This window comes from Flavobacterium sp. H4147, from assembly GCF_029360735.1.
Lineage (GTDB): Bacteria > Bacteroidota > Bacteroidia > Flavobacteriales > Flavobacteriaceae > Flavobacterium > Flavobacterium endoglycinae.
In genome coordinates this window covers 727,408-746,946 of sequence record NZ_JARKNB010000001.1, presented here as the reverse complement: position 1 = coordinate 746,946, position 19,539 = coordinate 727,408, and the positions used below count along the sequence as shown (strand labels likewise).

General features: G+C 33.0%; 19 protein-coding genes. 7 read left to right on the top strand and 12 right to left on the bottom strand.

Annotated features, from left to right (window positions below):
• The first annotated feature begins 277 nt into the window (after positions 1–277).
• Positions 278–727 (top strand): energy transducer TonB, encoded by a 450-nt coding sequence (locus P2W75_RS03205; RefSeq protein ID WP_276378884.1) that lies wholly within the window; start codon positions 278–280, stop codon positions 725–727.
• Positions 728–817: 90 nt separating this feature from the next.
• On the opposite strand, the gene P2W75_RS03200 is transcribed toward P2W75_RS03205, so the two are convergent.
• Positions 818–2,182, bottom strand: coding sequence for a saccharopine dehydrogenase family protein (locus P2W75_RS03200; RefSeq protein ID WP_276378883.1), 1,365 nt, complete (start codon positions 2,180–2,182; stop codon positions 818–820).
• 189 nt (positions 2,183–2,371) lie between these two features.
• Between P2W75_RS03200 and P2W75_RS03195 the strand changes: the two genes are divergently transcribed.
• Together P2W75_RS03195 and pckA are read left to right on the top strand one after the other, a co-directional pair.
• Complete coding sequence (locus P2W75_RS03195; RefSeq protein ID WP_207298093.1) at positions 2,372–2,758, top strand: DUF423 domain-containing protein; 387 nt, start codon at positions 2,372–2,374, stop codon at positions 2,756–2,758.
• Between the two features lie 204 nt (positions 2,759–2,962).
• Entirely contained in the window at positions 2,963–4,567 is a 1,605-nt protein-coding gene (gene pckA / locus P2W75_RS03190; protein ID WP_276378882.1) for a phosphoenolpyruvate carboxykinase (ATP), read from the top strand.
• A gap of 56 nt (positions 4,568–4,623) precedes the next feature.
• Here the strand turns inward: pckA and P2W75_RS03185 are convergent, their stop codons facing one another.
• Complete coding sequence (locus P2W75_RS03185) at positions 4,624–4,929, bottom strand: helix-turn-helix domain-containing protein (protein WP_207298091.1); 306 nt, start codon at positions 4,927–4,929, stop codon at positions 4,624–4,626.
• Between the two features lie 134 nt (positions 4,930–5,063).
• Here P2W75_RS03185 and P2W75_RS03180 point away from each other — a divergent pair, with 134 nt between their 5' ends.
• The 3 genes from P2W75_RS03180 to P2W75_RS03170 are packed head-to-tail and all read left to right on the top strand — an operon-like array spanning position 5,064 to position 8,788.
• Positions 5,064–5,288 (top strand): hypothetical protein, encoded by a 225-nt coding sequence (locus P2W75_RS03180; RefSeq protein ID WP_276378881.1) that lies wholly within the window; start codon positions 5,064–5,066, stop codon positions 5,286–5,288.
• A 55-nt stretch (positions 5,289–5,343) separates the two neighbouring features.
• Positions 5,344–6,075 (top strand): GLPGLI family protein, encoded by a 732-nt coding sequence (locus P2W75_RS03175; protein ID WP_276378880.1) that lies wholly within the window; start codon positions 5,344–5,346, stop codon positions 6,073–6,075.
• Positions 6,076–6,124: 49 nt separating this feature from the next.
• Positions 6,125–8,788, top strand: coding sequence for a TonB-dependent receptor (locus P2W75_RS03170; RefSeq protein ID WP_276378879.1), 2,664 nt, complete (start codon positions 6,125–6,127; stop codon positions 8,786–8,788).
• A gap of 97 nt (positions 8,789–8,885) precedes the next feature.
• On the opposite strand, the gene P2W75_RS03165 is transcribed toward P2W75_RS03170, so the two are convergent.
• Both P2W75_RS03165 and P2W75_RS03160 read right to left on the bottom strand, forming a co-directional pair.
• Complete coding sequence (locus P2W75_RS03165; RefSeq protein ID WP_276378878.1) at positions 8,886–9,944, bottom strand: phytase; 1,059 nt, start codon at positions 9,942–9,944, stop codon at positions 8,886–8,888.
• A gap of 76 nt (positions 9,945–10,020) precedes the next feature.
• Complete coding sequence (locus P2W75_RS03160; RefSeq protein WP_276378877.1) at positions 10,021–12,831, bottom strand: TonB-dependent receptor; 2,811 nt, start codon at positions 12,829–12,831, stop codon at positions 10,021–10,023.
• 240 nt (positions 12,832–13,071) lie between these two features.
• Here P2W75_RS03160 and P2W75_RS03155 point away from each other — a divergent pair, with 240 nt between their 5' ends.
• The gene (locus P2W75_RS03155; RefSeq protein WP_276378876.1) at positions 13,072–14,172 is read left to right on the top strand and encodes a DUF4407 domain-containing protein; all 1,101 of its coding nucleotides are present in this window, start codon (positions 13,072–13,074) and stop codon (positions 14,170–14,172) included.
• 143 nt (positions 14,173–14,315) lie between these two features.
• Here P2W75_RS03155 and P2W75_RS03150 read toward each other — a convergent pair whose 3' ends face one another.
• The 8 genes from P2W75_RS03150 to ruvC all read right to left on the bottom strand — a co-directional run bounded on the left by P2W75_RS03150 (position 14,316) and on the right by ruvC (position 19,458).
• A complete protein-coding gene (locus P2W75_RS03150; RefSeq protein WP_276378875.1) occupies positions 14,316–15,017 on the bottom strand; it encodes a PH domain-containing protein in 702 nt (233 codons plus the stop codon).
• 110 nt (positions 15,018–15,127) lie between these two features.
• Positions 15,128–15,496: an MmcQ/YjbR family DNA-binding protein gene (locus P2W75_RS03145; RefSeq protein WP_207298083.1), complete on the bottom strand. Its 369-nt coding sequence runs from the start codon at positions 15,494–15,496 to the stop codon at positions 15,128–15,130.
• A 6-nt stretch (positions 15,497–15,502) separates the two neighbouring features.
• Positions 15,503–15,853 (bottom strand): DUF4260 domain-containing protein, encoded by a 351-nt coding sequence (locus tag P2W75_RS03140; RefSeq protein WP_276378874.1) that lies wholly within the window; start codon positions 15,851–15,853, stop codon positions 15,503–15,505.
• Positions 15,850–16,251: a GNAT family N-acetyltransferase gene (locus tag P2W75_RS03135; RefSeq protein ID WP_276378873.1), complete on the bottom strand. Its 402-nt coding sequence runs from the start codon at positions 16,249–16,251 to the stop codon at positions 15,850–15,852. Before P2W75_RS03135 ends, P2W75_RS03140 begins: the two co-directional genes overlap by 4 nt.
• Positions 16,252–16,301: 50 nt before the next feature.
• Complete coding sequence (locus P2W75_RS03130) at positions 16,302–17,126, bottom strand: cyclase family protein (protein ID WP_276378872.1); 825 nt, start codon at positions 17,124–17,126, stop codon at positions 16,302–16,304.
• 59 nt (positions 17,127–17,185) lie between these two features.
• Positions 17,186–17,563 carry a GxxExxY protein gene (locus P2W75_RS03125; protein ID WP_276378870.1) on the bottom strand — a complete coding sequence of 126 codons (378 nt, stop codon included), beginning with the start codon at positions 17,561–17,563 and terminating at the stop codon, positions 17,186–17,188.
• Positions 17,564–17,672: 109 nt separating this feature from the next.
• A complete protein-coding gene (gene hemW, locus P2W75_RS03120) occupies positions 17,673–18,812 on the bottom strand; it encodes a radical SAM family heme chaperone HemW (protein ID WP_276378869.1) in 1,140 nt (379 codons plus the stop codon).
• Between the two features lie 91 nt (positions 18,813–18,903).
• Positions 18,904–19,458, bottom strand: coding sequence for a crossover junction endodeoxyribonuclease RuvC (gene ruvC, locus P2W75_RS03115; RefSeq protein ID WP_111288456.1), 555 nt, complete (start codon positions 19,456–19,458; stop codon positions 18,904–18,906).
• Between the last annotated feature and the right edge of the window lie 81 nt (positions 19,459–19,539).

Genomic DNA, 19,539 nt, shown 5'->3' with positions numbered 1-19,539 from the left:
TGCGTTTATAAACGTAACTTTTGAGAAAAATCCTTGCGCTCTTTGCGGTTATTTTTGACCACAGAGTACATTAAAGTATTTACGCAAAGACCGCTAAGTTTTTTAAAAGAGATTTATTAAAGTTTGCAAAGTTTTATCCATGAGGCTTTGCGAACTTTGCGTTTATAAACGTAACTTTTGAAAAAAATCATTGCGCTCTTTGCGGTTAAAAAGCACAAAGGAAACAAGTTTAAAATTATATTTGTAATTCCAAAATCCCCAGAATAATTTAAAGAATATGAGAAAAATTTTTAGTCAGAGTTTGATTGTCATTGCAATGTTGTTGGGCGGTAAAAGTGCAGCTCAAGATTTATCAATCAGTAATGATCAATCAAATGATGTATTTGTTGCAGTCGAAATTGCTGCCGATTTTCCGGGAAGTATTTATAGTTTTCGAAATTTTGTAAAGAGTAATTTTGAGATTCCGAAGAAAGCTATTCGGAAAAAAGTAAAAGGAGAAATTCCAGTACAATTTATAGTAGAAAAAGACGGCTCATTGTCGGATATTAAAGTTTTAACAGATTTAGGATTTGGATTAAACGAAGAGGTTATCCGAGTTTTTAAACTTTCGCCAAAATGGAAACCCGCTTCTTTTAACGGAAAAAAATCTAAGAGTTTGATCACCTTCAAAATATATATAGATACCGAAAATGAAAAAGACAAACGTATTTATTTTGAAAAGAAATAAGATGTGAGAAATAAAAAATCCGCTTCTAAAAAGACAGAAGCGGATAAAATAAACTAAAAAAAAATTCTAAAAATAAAAAGGCGATCCCGACTAAAATAAGTCAGGATTATATCCAAAATAAGGCATGGTTTGTTCGTTAAAAATTACACCATAGTCTTCTAATTCTTTTAATATTGGGTCGTAAACTTCTTTTCTTATCGGAAGCTGTACACCTGGAGTTGTAATTTTTCCGTTCAAAATAAGCAGAGTTGCGATTGCTACAGGAAGTCCAACTGTTTTGGCCATTGAAGTATACGTTTGGTCATCGCCAATGCAGACCATTTTCGAATCGATTTGTTTCTTTTCGCCGTTTAATTCGTAACCAAATTTATGATACATTACGATCATATCTTTATCATCTGGTTCAAGAGCCCAGCTGTCGGTCAGGATTTTTTCTAAAATCTGAGCTGGAGTGGCATTTGGAAGATTTACAATTTTATCTGGGTTGAATAAATCCAGTTCCAAAAGTTTGTCCCACATAATATCGTCTTGATCTATTTTTAAAATCAAACGAGTTTTAATTTCAACAGAATCCGTTGGGTGATAAGGCAGAAACGAGTTTGTAAACTGACGGTAACTCATGGTTTCAGAATCTTCCATAATGTAACTGTCATCGGTCATTCCTAATTGAACAAACATATTCCAAGCTCTTGAAAAACCAACTCTTCGAATTGTTCCTCTATATAATGTTAAAACATCATCTAAACCATAAACGGATCTGTATTTAAGCGAATCGCGGTTAGAATACGCTTCAAACTTTCCGTAACCTTCTACTTCAAGAAATTCAGTTCTTCGGAACAAAGCACTATACGGAATGTATTTATAAGTGCCTTCCTGAATAAACTTCGCAGCACCGCCTTGTCCGGCCAAAACGACGTTTCTTGGCGCCCAAGTAAATTTATAATTCCACAAATTATTATCAGATTCTGGTGCGACCAAACCACCACAGAACGATTCAAACAAAAGCATTTTACCGCCTTTTGATCGGATTTCATCAATTACTTTCATGGCGCTCATGTGGTCGATTCCAGGATCAAGACCAATTTCGTTCATGAAAATAAGATTGTTTTTCTTAGCTTCTTCATCAAGAGACTGCATGGCATCGCTTATATAAGAAGCCGTTACCAGATGTTTTTTGAAATGAAGACAATCTTTGGCAATTTCGATATGCAGATGTGCCGGAAGCATTGAAATGACTATTGATGCTTTTTCGATCGCGGCTTGTCTTTCTTCTTTATTAAAAATATCTAAAGCAATAGGAGTAGCGTTAGGGTGTTTCTGCGTTTTTTTTTCGGCTAAAGCCAAAGATAAGTCGGCAACAACAAGATGAAGATTTTCACTTTCTGATTTCGCAAGCAAGTACCGTATCAAAGAAGATGCAGATCTGCCGGCTCCAATTATTAAAACGCTTCTCATAATTTAAATATTTAACACAAACATAATAAAATGTTATAATTGTAACAAATAAATTTAAAGAAATGATTATTTTTTCTGTGATTTTTTAATGAAAAAAGAATGTTTTTTAACTGAAATATTTTTGAGAAAAGGCAAATGAATATTGAGCGCGATGCTGTATTTTTGCTTAAATTTTAAAGTTAAGAAAACATGAAAAGAAGAATCGTTCTCACTGGAGCTTTTATAGGAATGTTGGCCATTATATTAGGTGCTTTTGGAGCGCATTTATTAAAAAAATATTTAACGGTTGACGAACTGAATACTTTTGAGGTCGGTGTGCGTTATCAAATGTACCATGCTCTTTTTCTTCTTTTCCTTTCTACGAGAAAAGAAATTGCCGAAAAAACCTTAAAAACAATCTATAATCTGGTTTTGGCTGGTGTGGTTCTTTTTAGTGGTTCTATTTATTTATTAGCTACTAAAAGTCTCACATTATTCGACTTTAAAATTATAGTATTCGCAACACCTTTGGGTGGATTTTTATTAATTATAGGCTGGGCGGTATTATTTCTTACTATTTTGAGGAAAAAATCATAAAATCCCGAAAAAAAAATTCTGTATAAAAATTAATCTTTAATTTTGTCTCATAATTAACATATAAGGTTGCTTATGTGAATTTTTATTGCTTTTTATCTCCTTTGATAAAAAATATAACAATTTGCAAACTTGAGGTTTACGCCTTAAATAAAGTAAAATTATATTTTGTTGCACCGAAAAAATAACACAACAACATTAAAATTTATGGACAATAATATCCTATTCGCGCAATCGATTTCGTTAAAAGACTTAGGGATTGAAAATGCGACAGTTCGCTACCAGTTATCACCAGAAGAATTACATGCGATTACTGTGCAGTCAGGACAAGGTGTTGAGGCCTCTACAGGTGCTTTGGCGATTAATACGGGTGAATTTACAGGACGATCTCCACAAGATCGTTATATTGTAAAAGATAAAATTACAGAAGATAAAGTTTGGTGGGGAAATGTAAATATTCCTTTTGCTCCAGAAGCTTTTGAAAAACTATATAATAAGGTAACAGCATTTTTATCAGACAAAGAGGTTTTTGTTCGTGATTCTTATGTGTGTTCTGATAATAACTACAGATTAAATGTTCGCGTTGTAACAGAGACTGCATGGTCAAACTTATTCTGCTACAATATGTTCCTAAGACCAGAGGATTCTGAATTATCGAATTTTACTCCAGAATGGACGGTAGTTTGTGCTCCAAGTTTTATGGCAGATCCAGCTGTAGACGGAACACGCCAGTCTAATTTTGCTATTTTGGATTTTACTAAAAAAATAGCTCTTATTGGCGGAACTGGATATACAGGAGAAATGAAAAAAGGAATTTTCTCTGCTTTGAACTTCATTTTACCAGTTTTCGAAAATACATTACCAATGCACTGTAGTGCTAACGTAGGTAAAGAGGGTGATACAGCAATTTTCTTTGGACTTTCAGGAACAGGAAAAACAACTTTATCTGCAGATCCAGAACGTAAATTAATCGGAGACGATGAACACGGATGGACAAGCGAGAACACGGTTTTCAACTTCGAAGGAGGTTGCTACGCTAAAGTAATCAACTTATCTGAAGAGAATGAACCAGATATTTTTAGAGCCATTAAAAAAGGTGCGCTTTTAGAAAATGTGGTTTTTAAAGCAGGAACAAACGAAGTTGATTATGATGATGTTTCGATCACACAAAATACACGTGTAAGTTATCCTATTACACATATTGATAATATTCAGCCGGGTTCTATTGGGCATAATCCAAAAAATATATTTTTCTTAACAGCGGATTCATTCGGAATTCTGCCTCCAATTTCAAGATTGACTCCAGGTCAGGCCGCTTACCACTTTATTTCTGGATATACTGCAAAAGTTGCCGGAACAGAAGCAGGAGTTACAGAACCACAGCCAAACTTCTCAGCTTGTTTTGGAGCGCCATTTATGCCTTTGCATCCAACTAAATATGCCGAAATGTTAAGCAAAAAAATGAAAGATGCAGGAGTAAAAGTGTGGTTAATCAACACTGGATGGACAGGCGGAGCTTATGGAACTGGAAGCCGTATGAAACTAAAATACACTCGTGCTATGATTACGGCAGCATTAAACGGAGAATTGGATAATGTTGAGTACGTAAACCACAAAGTATTTGGAATTGCAAAACCACAATCTTGTCCAAACGTTCCAAGTGAAATTCTAAATCCTAGAAATACTTGGGAAGACAAAGATTTATACGATAAAAAAGCGTTAGAATTAGCTCATAAATTCAAAGCGAATTTTGCGAAATTTGAAGAGTTTGCCAATGCTGAAATTTTAGCTGGCGCACCAATTACAGAATAAAGGATTTTATTAATTCAAATATAAAAAAGCTGTTCAGAAATGAACAGCTTTTTTTGTTATTTTTTGTTTTTCTTTTGAAATTCATTAATTATTTTTTTTAGCTCATCCAGTACTATACTAGAAGAAATTTCGATACTAAAATTTTCCTCTTCTTCTTCTGATTTTTTTTCTGGAGTAAAAAAATCTAAGGACTTGTTGAAATACTTACATATCTCAATCATGAGATAAATGTCAATTTTTTTTGCCCTTCCATTCTCAATTTTTGACAACTCACTTTGTGATATTCCTAATTGATCAGCTAATAAGCTTTGAGATAAATTATTCTCTTCTCTTAATTTTTTGATTTTAAATCCTACAGGCATAATAACAGGTTTATTGGTAAATAATTAGTTTAAATCAGAATAAATTATATTCTATATCGATATAGTAAGAAAAAATCTATAAAAATATCTTTGTAAAATACAAAAAATTAGTATTAATATTACAAATTTAATTTATGAAAAAATTATTATTAACAGTTTTTGCTGTTTTAGGGCTTAGCGCCATGTCTGTCGCTAATAATCATTTAGAGGTTAAAAAGTTTCAATTTAGAAATATCGTTTTTGCTAATTGTGCGCAAGATCAGGAAGCTGAATTTGATCTTTATATATCACATGGATCTTCTTATTGGGAATCATATTTTGCTGGTGCAAGAGCATGGGGGACTTGTATGGGAGGATAATGATTAATGATAATTGGTTTTCTTAATAGAAAACCAATTATTTAAAATATTTAACATGATAGATAAATTAATTAATATAGTTTTTATAAGTTCTTTTATTTCTTTTGGACAAGTACAAAATGGCAAAGTTGAATATGGAGTTAGTATCGAAATGATAGATGGCTTTATAGGAACTAGAGCAGAAAAGTCATATGGTGAATCTATTAGCAATGCGAAGTACTTGTCTTTTTCATTAAATTTTGATAAAGAAAGAGCGATTTTTTCTTTCAATGAAGGTTTAGCAATTGACAATTCTGACCTTTTTATGTCTAAAGTGGCTGCTGGTTATATGAATGAGGTGTATCAATATAAAGATTTTTCGCTTTGCGCTGTTTTCGGTTTTGGTAATTATGTGTTAAAAACAGACGCCATAAAAGATTGGGTACTAGAAAATGAAACTAAAGAAATTGAAGGGTTTCTATGTTATAAAGCAACTTCAACTAAAAAAGTAAATAATGGCAAAGGAAGTTTTGTCTTTCCAGTTATTGCTTGGTATTGTCCCAAAATTCCTGTTTCATTTGGACCTAATGGATATGGCAATCTGCCTGGTCTGATATTAGAATTACAAGTGCGAAACGTTGTTTACGGGGTTAAAAAAATTGATTTGAATTTATCAAAGCCACCGATTTTAGGGAAGCCACAGGACTATCCTATAATTAATCAAGAAGAATTTGACGAAATAATAATGAAACAAATGAAAAACAGGAATTCTATTAATGGTTTTAAAAAACCTGATGATAAGTTTTAGGTTTTGGTTTTTAAAATAATATTTAACACCTCCAAAAGAGGTAATGCTAATGATTAAAGTTGCCCTTTTCTTTTTACTTCCTATAATTTGTTTTTCTCAAGTAAAAACTTTAAGAGGGACAATATCTTCTGAAACAGATGTTTTTTTAGAATCAGCTAATGTAATTGCTAGACCTTTGCAGGATAAAGCAAGTATAAAATTTGCCATAACCGAAAATAAGGGACGATATCTTTTAGAGCTCGATAAAAATATAGATTACGAAATTGTTGCTTCCTATATTGGTTTTAAAGATGAATTGTTAGTGCTTAAATCTAATTCAGACATGACAACATATAATTTTAAGTTACAGTCAAGTGGCGAAAAATTAAAGGAGATTGTCATAAAGCATGAATATAAAGCCATTGAAATAAAGAAAGACACTATTACTTTTAATGTTAAAAGTTTTGCGAATGGTAATGAGCGCAAAATGAAAGAAATATTAGAGAAACTTCCTGGAGTTGAAGTCGATAAAAATGGAACTGTAACAGTTCAGGGAAAAAAAGTCACCCAAATGCTTGTAGAAGGAAAAGCTTTTTTTGGGGGAGGCTCTAAGTTGGCGGTTGAAAATATTCCGGCTGATGCTCTTGAAAAAATTGAAGTCATTGATAATTTTAATGAGGTAGGTTTTATGAAAAAAGTTTCTGACAGTGAAGATTTAGCTATGAATGTAAAGCTGAAGGAAGAAAAAAAGAAGTTTGTTTTTGGGGATCTTGAAGGAGGCTTAGGTGTTGGAGTTGATAAATCGAATTTGTTACATTCAGGATTATTTTACTATGCTCCTAAATTGAATATAAGTTTTATAGGAGACGTAAATAATATTGGAAAAAGTACTTTCACGTATAGTGATTTACGAAGATTTACTGGTGGAACAAGTAATTATATAATAAAAAAGAAAACTTCGAATGATTTGCTGTATGAACTTACAAAAGATAATGTTGATGTTGTTGAAAATAAATCACAATTTGAAGCTTTAAATATTAGTTATAATTTTTCTGCTAAATTTAATGTTTCAGTATATTCAATTTTTTCAAAGGTTTTAACAGAAACTAAAAACATTATTCAAAATGAATATTTAGAGAATAATGATCAGACTTTTGAAAATAAAATAGAAATTAATAACGACAGAAATACTTTAAATATTACCAATTTAAAATTGGATTACATGCCAGATAAGAACCAAAAATGGCTTTATAATGGGCAGTTCCAATTGGGAGTAAATAATTTAAATGGTGTTTTAAACTCGTCAACAATTACAAATTCAAATGTTTTCAAGACAATTAGTAATACAGATAATAAATCTTTTAAACAATATTTGGAATGGCATAAAAATTATAGTATGTCACACATTCAAACGTTTGCTATTCATCAATTTTACGAAGACATTAAGCCTCAAAATCAATGGTTAACTGATAAACCTTTCTTAATGGGGGTGCTTCCATTGGAGAAAGATATGATGTATAATATTGAGCAATTAAAACAACTAAAAAGAAATACTATTGATGCTGTTTTTAAACATTATTGGATAATCAACAATCATAATCATCTGTATCTAAATATTGGAAATACATTTGAAACTTCAAATTTTGAAACTTCAGAGAAACAACTTTTAAGCGATAATACCATTAATGATTTTATTAATGCAGGTTTTGGAAATAAAACAAGATATCAATTTGTAGATGTTTATGGTGGTTTAGAGTATAAATTTAAAATACGAAAATGGGCAAATAAAGTAGGATTATATTATCATTGGTACAATTCAAAAACAGAACAATTAAGTGGAAATTATAGTTTTTCACGTAAAATAGTACTACCGCAATGGAATAGTGAATTTGAATTTAATCAATCAGAAAAAATAACATTTAATTACAAACTTGAAACAAACTTTTCAGAAGTGCCATCTCTTTCGGATGGTTTTACTCTCCAAAAATATAATTTAGTATATAAAGGAAATGCGTCGCTTGAAAATGGAAAATTTCATTCGTTTAATGTGTTTTATAATAAAATGAACCTCTATAAAGGACTTTGGTTAAATGTTTTTTCAAATTATACTAAGCGAACATCGATTATAAGAAACGAAGTAATTGTTAATGGGATTAATCAGTATAATTCTCCATTTTTAGGGAACGATCCAGAAACATCAATACTTTTAAATGGCAGCGTAGCAAAGAAAATATATCGATTTGAACTCAAACTAAATGCCAATTTAAATTGGCTAAGTTATTATCAAAAGCTAAATAATTTAGTAACGTTAAATGAGAGAAACGCTCAAAATCTGGGGTTGACTTTTAGGACAGTTTATAAAGAATGGCCAAATTTTAATTTAAGTTACGAAAAAGGATTTAGTCATTTTAGTGGATTGACAATTTCAAATTATAAATCGGACGCTATAAATGGAAATTTTGACATTACATTTTTTAAATTTTGGAACTATAAATTAGAATATCAAAATCTTAAAAACATCAACTCAAATAATCAGAGTAATTTTTACGAAATAACAAATACATCTTTACGATATCAAAAAAAGAATAGTCCCTTTGGATTTGAATTGATATGTAATAATTTGTTCAACATACAACGAAAAAATAGTTATTCGTTTTCTGATTATGTTATTAGTCAACAGTCAGCCTATATTTTGCCAAGAGTTCTGATGTTTTCTATGGGTTATAAAATATAAAAAGCTGTTCAGGAATGAACAGCTTTTTTGTTTGGTTTCCAATCGCAGCTAAAAAAAATAAACACTAACACGGCACTGCGACTGAAAACGCTGAACTTTATTTTTTCGATTCGTCAATACGTTTTTGGATTAAATCCCAAGCATAGTAATGAAAAGTCATTCCGTTGCTCATGGCTACGAAAAGTCCGTTTTGGTAAGCTCCTCCTAAGTTAATACTCGTTACATCGGCACCATCACATTCTATTGTTGATGTTGGAACTTCTGCTAATAAAGGATAACGGTTTGGGTTTCCTTTTGCACCTTCTCTTGGATACACCATAAAAGTATTAGCCTGCTGATTCGATACTAAAATATAACCTGTAGAATCTGTTTTTTTGTAGATTGCGATTCCTTCATGATCTGCTTTGAAATCTTTTTGTCCAAAAAGAGCCAATTCTTTATTATCGTTTAAAGAAGGATCTGCTTTGTATTTTCTAATTCCAAATTGTTCGTCACAATACAAAACTGTTCCTAGCTCGTTATCAACTGCAATAGCTTCAATTTCTTTTTTACCACTGTAATTACCGAATTTACGAACCACTTTTGCTGTCGCGAATTTTCCGTTTCCAGAAAGCTCATACTGCCATAAATAACTTCCAGAAGGTCCAGTTTTTCTTCCTACGATGGCGAAAATCTTTCCATCGCTTGGGCGTGTGTATAACGCAACTCCCATTGGGTCGCGCTGTGCTTCTCCTTCAAAAACAGGAATTCCGCCATTGTCGATTGGTTGTAAATCAGGCAAACTGAAGATTCTGATTTTATTTTCCTCACGCTCAGTTGTAACGGCAACGTCTACTTTTTTCCCGTCAATAATTAATCCGTAAGCGATATCAACATTGTTTGGACGTTTTAAAGTAATTGATTTTTTAAGGATTTTTCCATTCAAATCAAAAGCATATAAACCACCGTCTGTGTCTTTATCGGTTCCTATAATAATACTTTTTGAAGCATCGGCAGGATTAATCCAGATAGAAGGGTCATCGGTATCATGCGGTAAGGCTTCGGTAACTTTTGTTGGTTTTACAGCATTTGGTTGCACTGGTGCTAATTTATCATCTTTACAAGCTGTAAATGAAACGGCTAGAAGTAAAAGAGCAATTAAAGATTTATTTTTCATTTGTGTTTATCTATTTTAATGCAATTAGACAGAGCGCTAAACTCTGTCTAATTTAAGAATTTTAAAAAAGTCCAGATTACAAGTCTAATTTCAATCCGAAATTATAACGTGGCTGGTAATATTCAGCTTGTTTTGTATGGGCAGCAACTCCTTGGTAGTAACGTAACGGCTGGTTTGTTAAGTTATTAGCTTCTGCAAAAAAGCGAAGTTTTAGAGTGATTTTATAAGAAGCATTTGCATCTAAGAAAAACTGCTTGTCATAATAACTATCTTTATAAGACTCTGAACCTAATTCATCTAAATAATCTGATGTAAAGTTTGTCGAGATTCTTGCAGAGAAACGTTTGTTTTCCCAAGATAAAGATCCGTTAAACATGTGTGGAGTTGTTCCAGGAAGACTGATGTCGTTTCTTTCGTTTCCATCTTCATCTGCAATTCCGCTTGCTTTAGATTTCGTATAAGTATAGTTCAAATAGATACCAAAACCTTTTAAGAATTTCCCCGGAAGGAAATCTAACTTACGCTGGAAAGCAACTTCAAATCCGTAAACATCAACGTTATCTCCATTTCTTGATTGTAAGAAAGACCAGTTTTCTCCCGCTGGAATTGGGTTTGATTGATTTGGAAAATCAGCAGCAAATTTTGCATCTGTATATTGATTGTCGCTGTAATTGTAAATGAAATCATTTAACCTTTTGTAGAAAACTCCTCCAGAAATTAAACCAACAGATTTAAAATAGTTCTCTGCCATGAAATCATAGTTGTATGAATACGTTGCTTTAAGACTTGGATTTCCAGCTGTAATTTCTTTATCGGCAGCAATGTTGTTTACATAAGGCGCCAATGCATAATAATTAGGTCTTGCCAGCGCTGTAGTTGCAGCAGCTCTTAAAACTAAATCTTTTGTTGCGTTGTATTGGAATGAAATGCTTGGTAATAAATTCGTATAAGAGTTTGTATTGTTGATTTTATTTTCTAATTCTTCTTCATCTAATACACGGTTTCCTGTGTAATCAATGTGTGTTTTTTCCATACGGAAACCTAAAACCATCGAAAGTTTATCGTTGAAATCTTGATCCCATCGTACATAAGCAGCATAAATACGCTCTTTTGCATTGTAGTTTACTGCTAAATATTCTGCTGGATCTGCTTCTTTATCAAATAAAGCTGAGTTGTTTAAATCTAAACTTCCTAAATATGAAGCAGAAGCAAAAGTTCCCGGTACATACTTACTTCCTGGATTGAATCCTTGTCCGTCAAAATAAGAAGTTGGAACTTCAGATAATAAATCCATTCCGCCATTTATTGGCTCATAAGCAAAGAACATATTGTTTCTTTCTTTTTCTTTCAAACGAAGTCTAAGACCTGTTCTCAATCTTCCTTTTTCTCCGGCAATTACAGAGAATGGGAAACGAATATTTACTTTTGCCCCAAATTCACTCTCGCTTGTATCGTCTGTATTTTCAGTAACAGAATCAAATTTGAATTGATCAAGTGCTTCTCCAGCTGTTGTAACCAAAGGAAATCTTTGATCGGTTAAGTTTTGAAATACATCAAGCCCTTTTTGACGGTATTCAATATAACGCTCTCCCGGACGATATTCTCTAGCTTTTGCATAGTTAGCAGACCAATCTAAATCTAATGTAGAGTTGATCAAGTGCTCTCCACGAAGTGAATAGTTTTGAACTCTCTGGTCTTCTAATCTTCTGTTTTTGTTTCTGCTGTTATCTATACCGCCTTTTGTCTGACGTTTTACACGACCTTCAAAACCTGTGATTTCTTCACCATTGTAAATAGGCTCAATATCATCAATTGTCGTTCTGAAACGGTTTTCTCTATCATCTCTCCAGTTGTAAATTGCATTCGCAAAAATCGTATTGTTTTTGTTGAATTTATAATCTAAAGCAACAGATGCACTACGACGAATACGCTGTACATCGTATTTTCTGATTTCAGATGCTTGTAGATATTCATTTCCAAAGTCATCTTTTACCCATTCGTTTTCGATGTTATCAGAACCATAATCTACATTATTGTACGATCCGCTAAAAACTACTCCTAATTTATCATTAGCAAAACGGTTACCATAAACGAATCCTGCTGTGTAAGAAGCATGCTCACGAATTGGTAAATATCCTCCCGCAAGCGTTGCCGAAATTCTTTCTCCGTTTGGAGTTGCTCTAGTAATTAAGTTTACAGAACCTCCAATTGCATCAGCATCCATGTCTGATGTAAGAGTTTTGTTCACTTCGATTGTAGAAATCATATCAGAAGGAATTAAGTCCATCTGCACGTTTCTATTATCGCCTTCAGCAGATGGAATACGGTCGCCATTTAAAGTGACAGAGTTTAAAGATGGCGCTAAGCCTCTAATAATAATATTACGAGCTTCGCCTTGATCATTCTGCATAGTGATACCTGGAACACGTTTTAAAGCATCTCCCACGTTAGCATCTGGAAAACGACCCATTTGGTCAGAAGAAATTACGTTTCCGATGTTTTTGTTGTTTTTCTGCTGGTTCAGTGCTTTTGCCTGACCTTTTAAGATGTCTCCAACTACAACTTCTTTCAATTCATTTTCAGAAGCTTTAAGAGAAAAATCAATTACGTTGTTTTTTCCTTGTTCGACTTTAATTTGTTGAGATAAAGTACTGTATCCAATATATTTAACTTCAACAGTATACGTTCCTTCGTTAATATTTAATAATTCAAAACGACCGTTGTAGTCAGAAACGGTATATTTTTTTTCACCTACAATTTGAACCATAGCTCCAGGCAGAGGCAGCTTGTCATCAGCATCTAATACCTTTCCAGATATTATCGCTTTCTGAGCAAAACCTGTTAAGGTCAATAATAAAAATGCTGTTAATAAAAAGAATTTTTTCATCGTTGTGTTTAGTTTTTATTTGATTTGGTGCGAAACTAAGACCCCTGTATTACTAAACCCTTGAAAAAAAATTAACATAGCGTTATGATTGATTTGCAGTATTTGAAATTTATTAATGTTTAAATAACACTTCAGCAGACAAATAATTGATTCACAATTAAAAAGAAAAAAATAAATTGGCCATAATTAAAAATTTGGCGTTAAATTTGCCGTATCAATCACAATCAAAAATCATCAATCATGTTGAAACAATTTTTTATTCTATGTTCAGGAGTCGACCGCGACATCCTGAAAGACTGTTCAGAAGGTGAACAGACTAAATACGTTGGTATTGGCGCTACCGTATTTTTTACAGCTGTTATGGCGTTCTTAGCCAGTGCGTATGCGCTTTTTACCGTTTTCGATTCTATTTATCCCGCTTTGATTTTCGGATTTGTATGGAGTTTGCTGATCTTTAATCTAGACCGATTTATTGTTTCTACCATTAAGAAAAGAGATCGTTTTATGGATGAATTCCTGCAAGCGACTCCGCGAATTGCTTTGGCAATTATTATTGCAATCGTAATATCAAAACCTTTGGAGATTAAAATCTTTGAAAAAGAAATCAATACTGTTTTATTAAAAGAGAAAAATGAAATGGAATTGGCCAATAAAAAGCAAATTGGAACGTATTTCAAAACAGATTTAGATAAAAATAAAGCGGAGATCGCAGCGCTTAAAGCCGATATTGTAAAGAAAGAGAAAGAAGTAAACGCTTTGTATTCTACTTATATTACCGAAGCCGAAGGAACTGCTGGAACTAAGAAATTAGGAAAAGGCCCGGTTTATAAAGAAAAACGCGAAAAACACGATGCAGCGCTTAAAGAATATGAAACTTTAAAAACGACAAACGAAGCTAAAATCGCCGAAAAAGAAAAAGCTGGAAAACAACTCCAAGCTGATTTAGACAAAAAAGTTTCGCAGACGCAACCCATTATTGAAGGTTTCGACGGATTAATGGCGCGTATTAACGCTTTGAATAAATTGCCTTGGCTGCCATCATTTTTTATTATGCTGTTGTTTTTAGCAATCGAAACATCTCCAATTATTGCCAAATTATTAGCACCAAAAGGAGAATTCGATTTCAAACAAGAAGAAGCCGAAACAGCTATGAAAGCCACTTTGGCTCAAAACAAATACCAACGTGATTTATTGGTGAAAACCAGTGCAGAAATGCACGACAGAGTGTATGCTGATATTTCAGAAGACAAAGGATTATTTGACCTGCAGCGTAAAAATGCAAAAGAATTACTGGAATTACAATCGCATAAATTTGTAGATAAGCAGAAAGCTACGCTTTAGTCTAAAGTTGGAAAGTTAAAAGTTATAAAGTCGAAATGCAGACTTAAAAAAAAGTCCGAAATAGAATTCTATTTCGGACTTTTTATTTTAGACAAAGCTAGAAAGACTTTAAGACTTTCGACTTTGAACTTTAAGACTAAAAATTACATGTAGCTCAAAATCTCTTTTTTGTAAGCATCATATTCTCCTTGCATGATTAAACCATTATCAAGAAGTTTTTTGTAGTTCTGTAATTTATCGAAAAGCTCTTCTTTAGTTAAATCGCTTAATTTGCGTTCTCCAGCTGGTTGAGTCGGAAGCGGTTCGAAAGTTTCGGTAACAACAGGAGCTGCAGGTAAAATTTCAGCAAAACTGGTTACTTCTTCTGTTTCTACTTCTTCGATTTCGTCTTCGATTTCTGGTTCAGCTTCTTCAACAATTTCTTGTATTGGTGCTGCAGTTGAAGCAGGATTTTTTAATAAATCCAATTGCTCTTTAGCATACGTATAAATTTTTCTAGCCTGAATTTTCGGAATATAATCAATAGAAACCGCTAAGTCAGTTTTTGTACCAAATGAAAATTCAGAACCTAAAATGTTTTCTTTTACAAAAGTACTCGCAATATCATCCCATGCATAATCTGTAAAATCCATAGAAAGACCTAAATTTTTAGGCTTGCAGATAATGATACGCTTGTTTGTTAATACAATACTATCAGGAAAAACAGTAATTGCAGGTTTTTTTTGTACTGCAATGTATCCAACTTCTTCGCCTCTCATCAATAAATCGTTAAGTTTCGAAGTGATTTTTTCAATCGCTTTTGGATCTTGTTCTTCGTTCAGAAATTTTTTAAATTGTTCTTTCATTGCTTATAAGTTGCTAAGTTTCATAGCTGCTGAGCTGCTAAGTTTTTTTTACTGACGCTACAAATGTAATGCCTAATTTTCTAATTGCTTCGCCTGTTCGGTAAAAAAATTTACCGCAGGTCAACAATTTCATTCTGAATTTTCTTTGTCAAACTTTTGAAAACCAATTCATATGAATGGTCGATAAGTTCTTTTACGAATTTATCAGCTAAATTTCCGTTTAAAGCCACGGTATTCCAATGCACTTTACTCATGTGAAAACCGGGTTGTATTTCATCATATTCAGCTCTAAGTTCTTGCGCGCGATCTGGATCACATTTTAAATTCACCGATTGTTCATTTTTTTCCCATTGAGAAAGAGAAGACAAAGCAAACATTTTTCCGCCTACTTTAAAAACCAAAGTATCTTCATCAAAAGGAAAATGTTCACTCACTCCTTTTTTAGAAAGACAATATTCGTAAAACGTTTCTAAATTCATAATTGTTTATTTACCAATTTCACCTAAATGCGTGTATTTAAAACCTTTTTCATATTTCAGACCATAACCAAAAATACGATCCATTGCAGCATGTGAAAATAAAATAATTCCGGCTAACTGCACCGTTTCAATGTTTAAATAACATCCAACACCATAAATTAAAAGCGCTATTCCTTTGTGATGAAAGACATTATAGAGAAATGCTCCAACTTTGTTTCCAAATGCATAACCAATCATCGATAAATCGGGAGCTAAAATTAAAGCCAGAAACCACCACCACTCATAATTTAAGCGGTTGAATAAAAAGATGCCGAGAATAAACAAAGCAGCTTCTTCGAGTTTTAAAACTGTTTTCATTTGACTATTTTTTCCATCATCTTTTCAGGATGATTTAGTTTTGTAAATCCGAATTTTTCGTATAAAAAGTGAGCGTCTGTGGTTGCCAATCGCCAGATTTTGACTTCTTGTAATTGAGGATCATTCATCATCGTTTCGATTAAAATAGATGAAAATCCTTTTCCGCGGTGTTCTTCTGTAATAAAAACATCCATTACATAAGCAAAAACCACATAATCAGTTATGACTCGTGCAAAACCGACTTGCTTACCATCTAAATAAATTCCAAAACAAACCGAAGCATCAATTGTACGTTGCACTTCTTCCATTGTTCGCCCTGCAGCCCAATAAATGTCTTTTAAAAAGTTCTGTATAAACGGAACATCGAGTTTTGTTTTATCTGTAGAAACGGTGATCATTTTAATTTAGATTTTAGAGTTCAGATTTTAGATTTTTGTAGAAGCAGAATCTAAAATCTAAAATCTGCAATTTTATATAATATAGGCTTGCTCGGACTAGCATCATTTTCAAACGAAGCGATTTGAAGATTTAGTATATAATTTCCATCCTCAATTTCGTCAGGAACATAAATCATTTCCGTGATTGTTGCATGTAATCGTGCGTCTTGATTTAGATTTACAGTGTCTTTTACATTCCAAAATGCCTTGTGGGCCAATAATTTTCCTTCGTCATGTTCTTTATCAACACTTGGCAAATCAATCAATAAATGCTGAATTTCGCTTTCGCGGATGAAAATTGCGGCCTCTTCAGCCAAATACGGCGGATTTGTATTCGAATATTTTCTTGATTTTTTGTCCAACTCATTTGGAAGTGTTCTAATAATTATTGCCTCTGTCTTGCTGAGCGGAGTCGAAGCATTTGTCACACTGAGCGAAGCCGAAGTGCTTTCCATTGATGTCACATTGAGCGAAGTCGAAATGCATTCCTTCGTAATCACAAAATCATCACCAATTTTTTCTGGCTCAACGGTAATCAATTTTGCAGTAAAGAAAAACTGTTTCAGCGATTGATTGATGCTGTAAAAACCATTCGTAATATGCCCCAAACATTCCGTATGCGTACCATGTCCGTGCGGGTTAAAGAAAATATTATTGAAATTTGTAGATGATTTTCCTTCCGAAACTTTCCCAATCCAATCGCCAAAAACAACAGGTTCAATTGAAGGTTTTTCAATATACCAAGCAATCGGATTTTCATCTGTATTGGTTAAAGGAATCGAGATATCAATGGGTGTTGATAAATCTATTTCGAAGTTATTGATTTTTGCTTTCATAAATTTGGTTTAACCGCAAGGTACGCTAGGAATTACGCAAAGACCGCAAGGATATTTTATTAAAGATTGTTTGCTACTCTTTTTATTCCATTTTTTAATAAAGAAACATTGAAGTTAATTAATAAGCCTAGTTTACAGTTTGTTAGTTTTAAGTACGTCAATAGTTGAGCGAAATGAACTTCATTTAAACAATCGACTGCCTTTATTTCCAAAATTAGTTTATTTTCTATTAAAATATCTAATCTGTAACCAACATCTAATTTTACTTCTTCGTAAATTAATGGTAGTGCTTTTTGTTTTTCTATTCTAAGATCTAATTTTTTCAGCTCATAGAATAAACATTCCTCATAGGCACTTTCTAAAAGACCAGGACCTAAAGTTTGATGTACCTTTAGAGCTGCATTAAACACAATTCGCGATAAATCATTTTCTGACATAAGTAGTTTCAATAAAAATTAAAACTCAAATGTAAAATATAATTTAATTCTTACAAAAAAAAACATAATTGCGTTCTTTGCGTAATTCCTAGCGTACCTTGCGGTTAAGCTATTCTTCCAGATAAAACAAATCACTCGCAATTCCATCCGTTAAAAATTTTCCTTTTGGAGTTGGTTTTAAGATGTTGTTTTCAATTGAAAGCAGATCATCATTTAAGAATTTCTGAGCTTGTTTTTTTAGATAATTCAGATATTCCAAACCAAATTCCTTTTCGATTCTTTCCAAAGAAACTCCCCAAATCGTTCGCAATCCCGTCATAATATATTCATTATAACGATCAGAAATCGTCAGAATTTCGGTTTCAATTGGAAGTTCATTGTTTTGAATTGCTTTTATATAAAGCGAATTATTAGCAATATTCCAGCCTCTTTTCTCACCATCATAACTATGCGCCGAAGGACCAATGCCGATGTATTTTTTGCCTAGCCAATACGCCGAATTGTTTTTGGAAAAATAATTTTCTTTACCAAAATTCGACAATTCGTAATGAATAAAACCATTATTTTGAAGCATTTCAACCAAAATCATAAAATGGTTTGAAGCCGCTTCATCTTGAGGTTCAGCAATTTTACCAGTTTGAATTAATTTGCTTAAAGCCGTTTTTGGTTCAACCGTCAAAGCATAACTTGAAATATGCGGAATTCCGAAATTTAGAGCGGTTTGAATATTCTGTCTCCACATTTCGTCACTCATTCCTGGAATTCCGTAAATCAAGTCTAATGAAATATTATCGAAGTATTTTGTTGCATCTTCCAGACATTTTTTAGCTTCCGCCGAATTATGAGCGCGGTTCATCATCTTCAAATCCTCTTCATAAAAAGACTGAATTCCAATACTTAAGCGGTTTATTGGACTTCTGGATAATTCTAAGATTCGTTCTGCCGACAAATCATCTGGATTGGCTTCCAACGTAATTTCAGGATTTTCAATGACTTTGTAATTTTTATAAACTTCAGAAATCAGAAAGTTAATTTCCTCGTTACTTAAAACCGAAGGTGTTCCGCCGCCAAAGTATATTGTTTCGATGATATTGTCATCCTGAACGGAGTCGAAGGGTTTGCGCATACCGATTTCTTTAGCCAAAGCCAAAACCATATCGTCTTTCTTTTTCATCGAAGTCGAAAAATGAAAGTCGCAGTAATGACAAGCCTGCTTGCAGAATGGTATGTGAATGTAGATGCCCGACATTTTTTAATTAGATGATTAGAAAATGTGTCAATTAGATAATTTATTCGTTGTCTACAGAATTATCTAATTATCAAATTTTCTCATTGACACATTATTTTTTCACTCGATCCTCATTTTGTTTCACAAAAGCATCCCAACCCGAATAGCTCTTTCCTGCCACAACTTTTCCTGAATTGAAATGATGGCAAACCGCTGCTGCCAAACCATCTGTTGAATCGAGATTTTTAGGCAATTCTTTTAAACCTAAAAGCTGTTGCAGCATTTTAGCAACTTGCTCTTTGCTGGCATTTCCGTTCCCAGTAATGGCCATTTTGATCTTTTTAGGTTCATATTCTGTAATCGGAATACCTCTTGAAAGTCCCGCTGCCATGGCAACACCTTGCGCACGGCCTAATTTCAGCATCGATTGAACGTTTTTGCCAAAGAAAGGTGCTTCAATTGCGATTTCGTCAGGACAATGCGTCTCGATAAGTTCGATCGTCCTTTCAAAAATGATTCTTAGTTTTTGGTAATGATTGTCGTATTTGGAAAGCTGCAATTCGTTCAATTGCAGAAATTCCATTTTTTTATTGATTACTTTAATCAATCCGAAACCCATAATAGTGGTTCCAGGGTCAATCCCTAATATGATGCGTTCTTGTGTCAAGAGAGTTTTTGTTTCAAGTTTTTGTTTCAAGTGTAGAAAATTAACTCATTTTCTAATTTTCAAATTGGCACATTTTAATTG

Coding starts and splice junctions, on each gene's coding strand:
- P2W75_RS03205 (WP_276378884.1), top strand. CDS start 278: ATGAGAAAAATTTTTAGTCAGAGTTTGATTGTCATTGCAATGTTGTTG.
- P2W75_RS03200 (WP_276378883.1), bottom strand. CDS start 2,182: ATGAGAAGCGTTTTAATAATTGGAGCCGGCAGATCTGCATCTTCTTTG.
- P2W75_RS03195 (WP_207298093.1), top strand. CDS start 2,372: ATGAAAAGAAGAATCGTTCTCACTGGAGCTTTTATAGGAATGTTGGCC.
- pckA (WP_276378882.1), top strand. CDS start 2,963: ATGGACAATAATATCCTATTCGCGCAATCGATTTCGTTAAAAGACTTA.
- P2W75_RS03185 (WP_207298091.1), bottom strand. CDS start 4,929: ATGCCTGTAGGATTTAAAATCAAAAAATTAAGAGAAGAGAATAATTTA.
- P2W75_RS03180 (WP_276378881.1), top strand. CDS start 5,064: ATGAAAAAATTATTATTAACAGTTTTTGCTGTTTTAGGGCTTAGCGCC.
- P2W75_RS03175 (WP_276378880.1), top strand. CDS start 5,344: ATGATAGATAAATTAATTAATATAGTTTTTATAAGTTCTTTTATTTCT.
- P2W75_RS03170 (WP_276378879.1), top strand. CDS start 6,125: ATGATTAAAGTTGCCCTTTTCTTTTTACTTCCTATAATTTGTTTTTCT.
- P2W75_RS03165 (WP_276378878.1), bottom strand. CDS start 9,944: ATGAAAAATAAATCTTTAATTGCTCTTTTACTTCTAGCCGTTTCATTT.
- P2W75_RS03160 (WP_276378877.1), bottom strand. CDS start 12,831: ATGAAAAAATTCTTTTTATTAACAGCATTTTTATTATTGACCTTAACA.
- P2W75_RS03155 (WP_276378876.1), top strand. CDS start 13,072: ATGTTGAAACAATTTTTTATTCTATGTTCAGGAGTCGACCGCGACATC.
- P2W75_RS03150 (WP_276378875.1), bottom strand. CDS start 15,017: ATGAAAGAACAATTTAAAAAATTTCTGAACGAAGAACAAGATCCAAAA.
- P2W75_RS03145 (WP_207298083.1), bottom strand. CDS start 15,496: ATGAATTTAGAAACGTTTTACGAATATTGTCTTTCTAAAAAAGGAGTG.
- P2W75_RS03140 (WP_276378874.1), bottom strand. CDS start 15,853: ATGAAAACAGTTTTAAAACTCGAAGAAGCTGCTTTGTTTATTCTCGGC.
- P2W75_RS03135 (WP_276378873.1), bottom strand. CDS start 16,251: ATGATCACCGTTTCTACAGATAAAACAAAACTCGATGTTCCGTTTATA.
- P2W75_RS03130 (WP_276378872.1), bottom strand. CDS start 17,126: ATGAAAGCAAAAATCAATAACTTCGAAATAGATTTATCAACACCCATT.
- P2W75_RS03125 (WP_276378870.1), bottom strand. CDS start 17,563: ATGTCAGAAAATGATTTATCGCGAATTGTGTTTAATGCAGCTCTAAAG.
- hemW (WP_276378869.1), bottom strand. CDS start 18,812: ATGTCGGGCATCTACATTCACATACCATTCTGCAAGCAGGCTTGTCAT.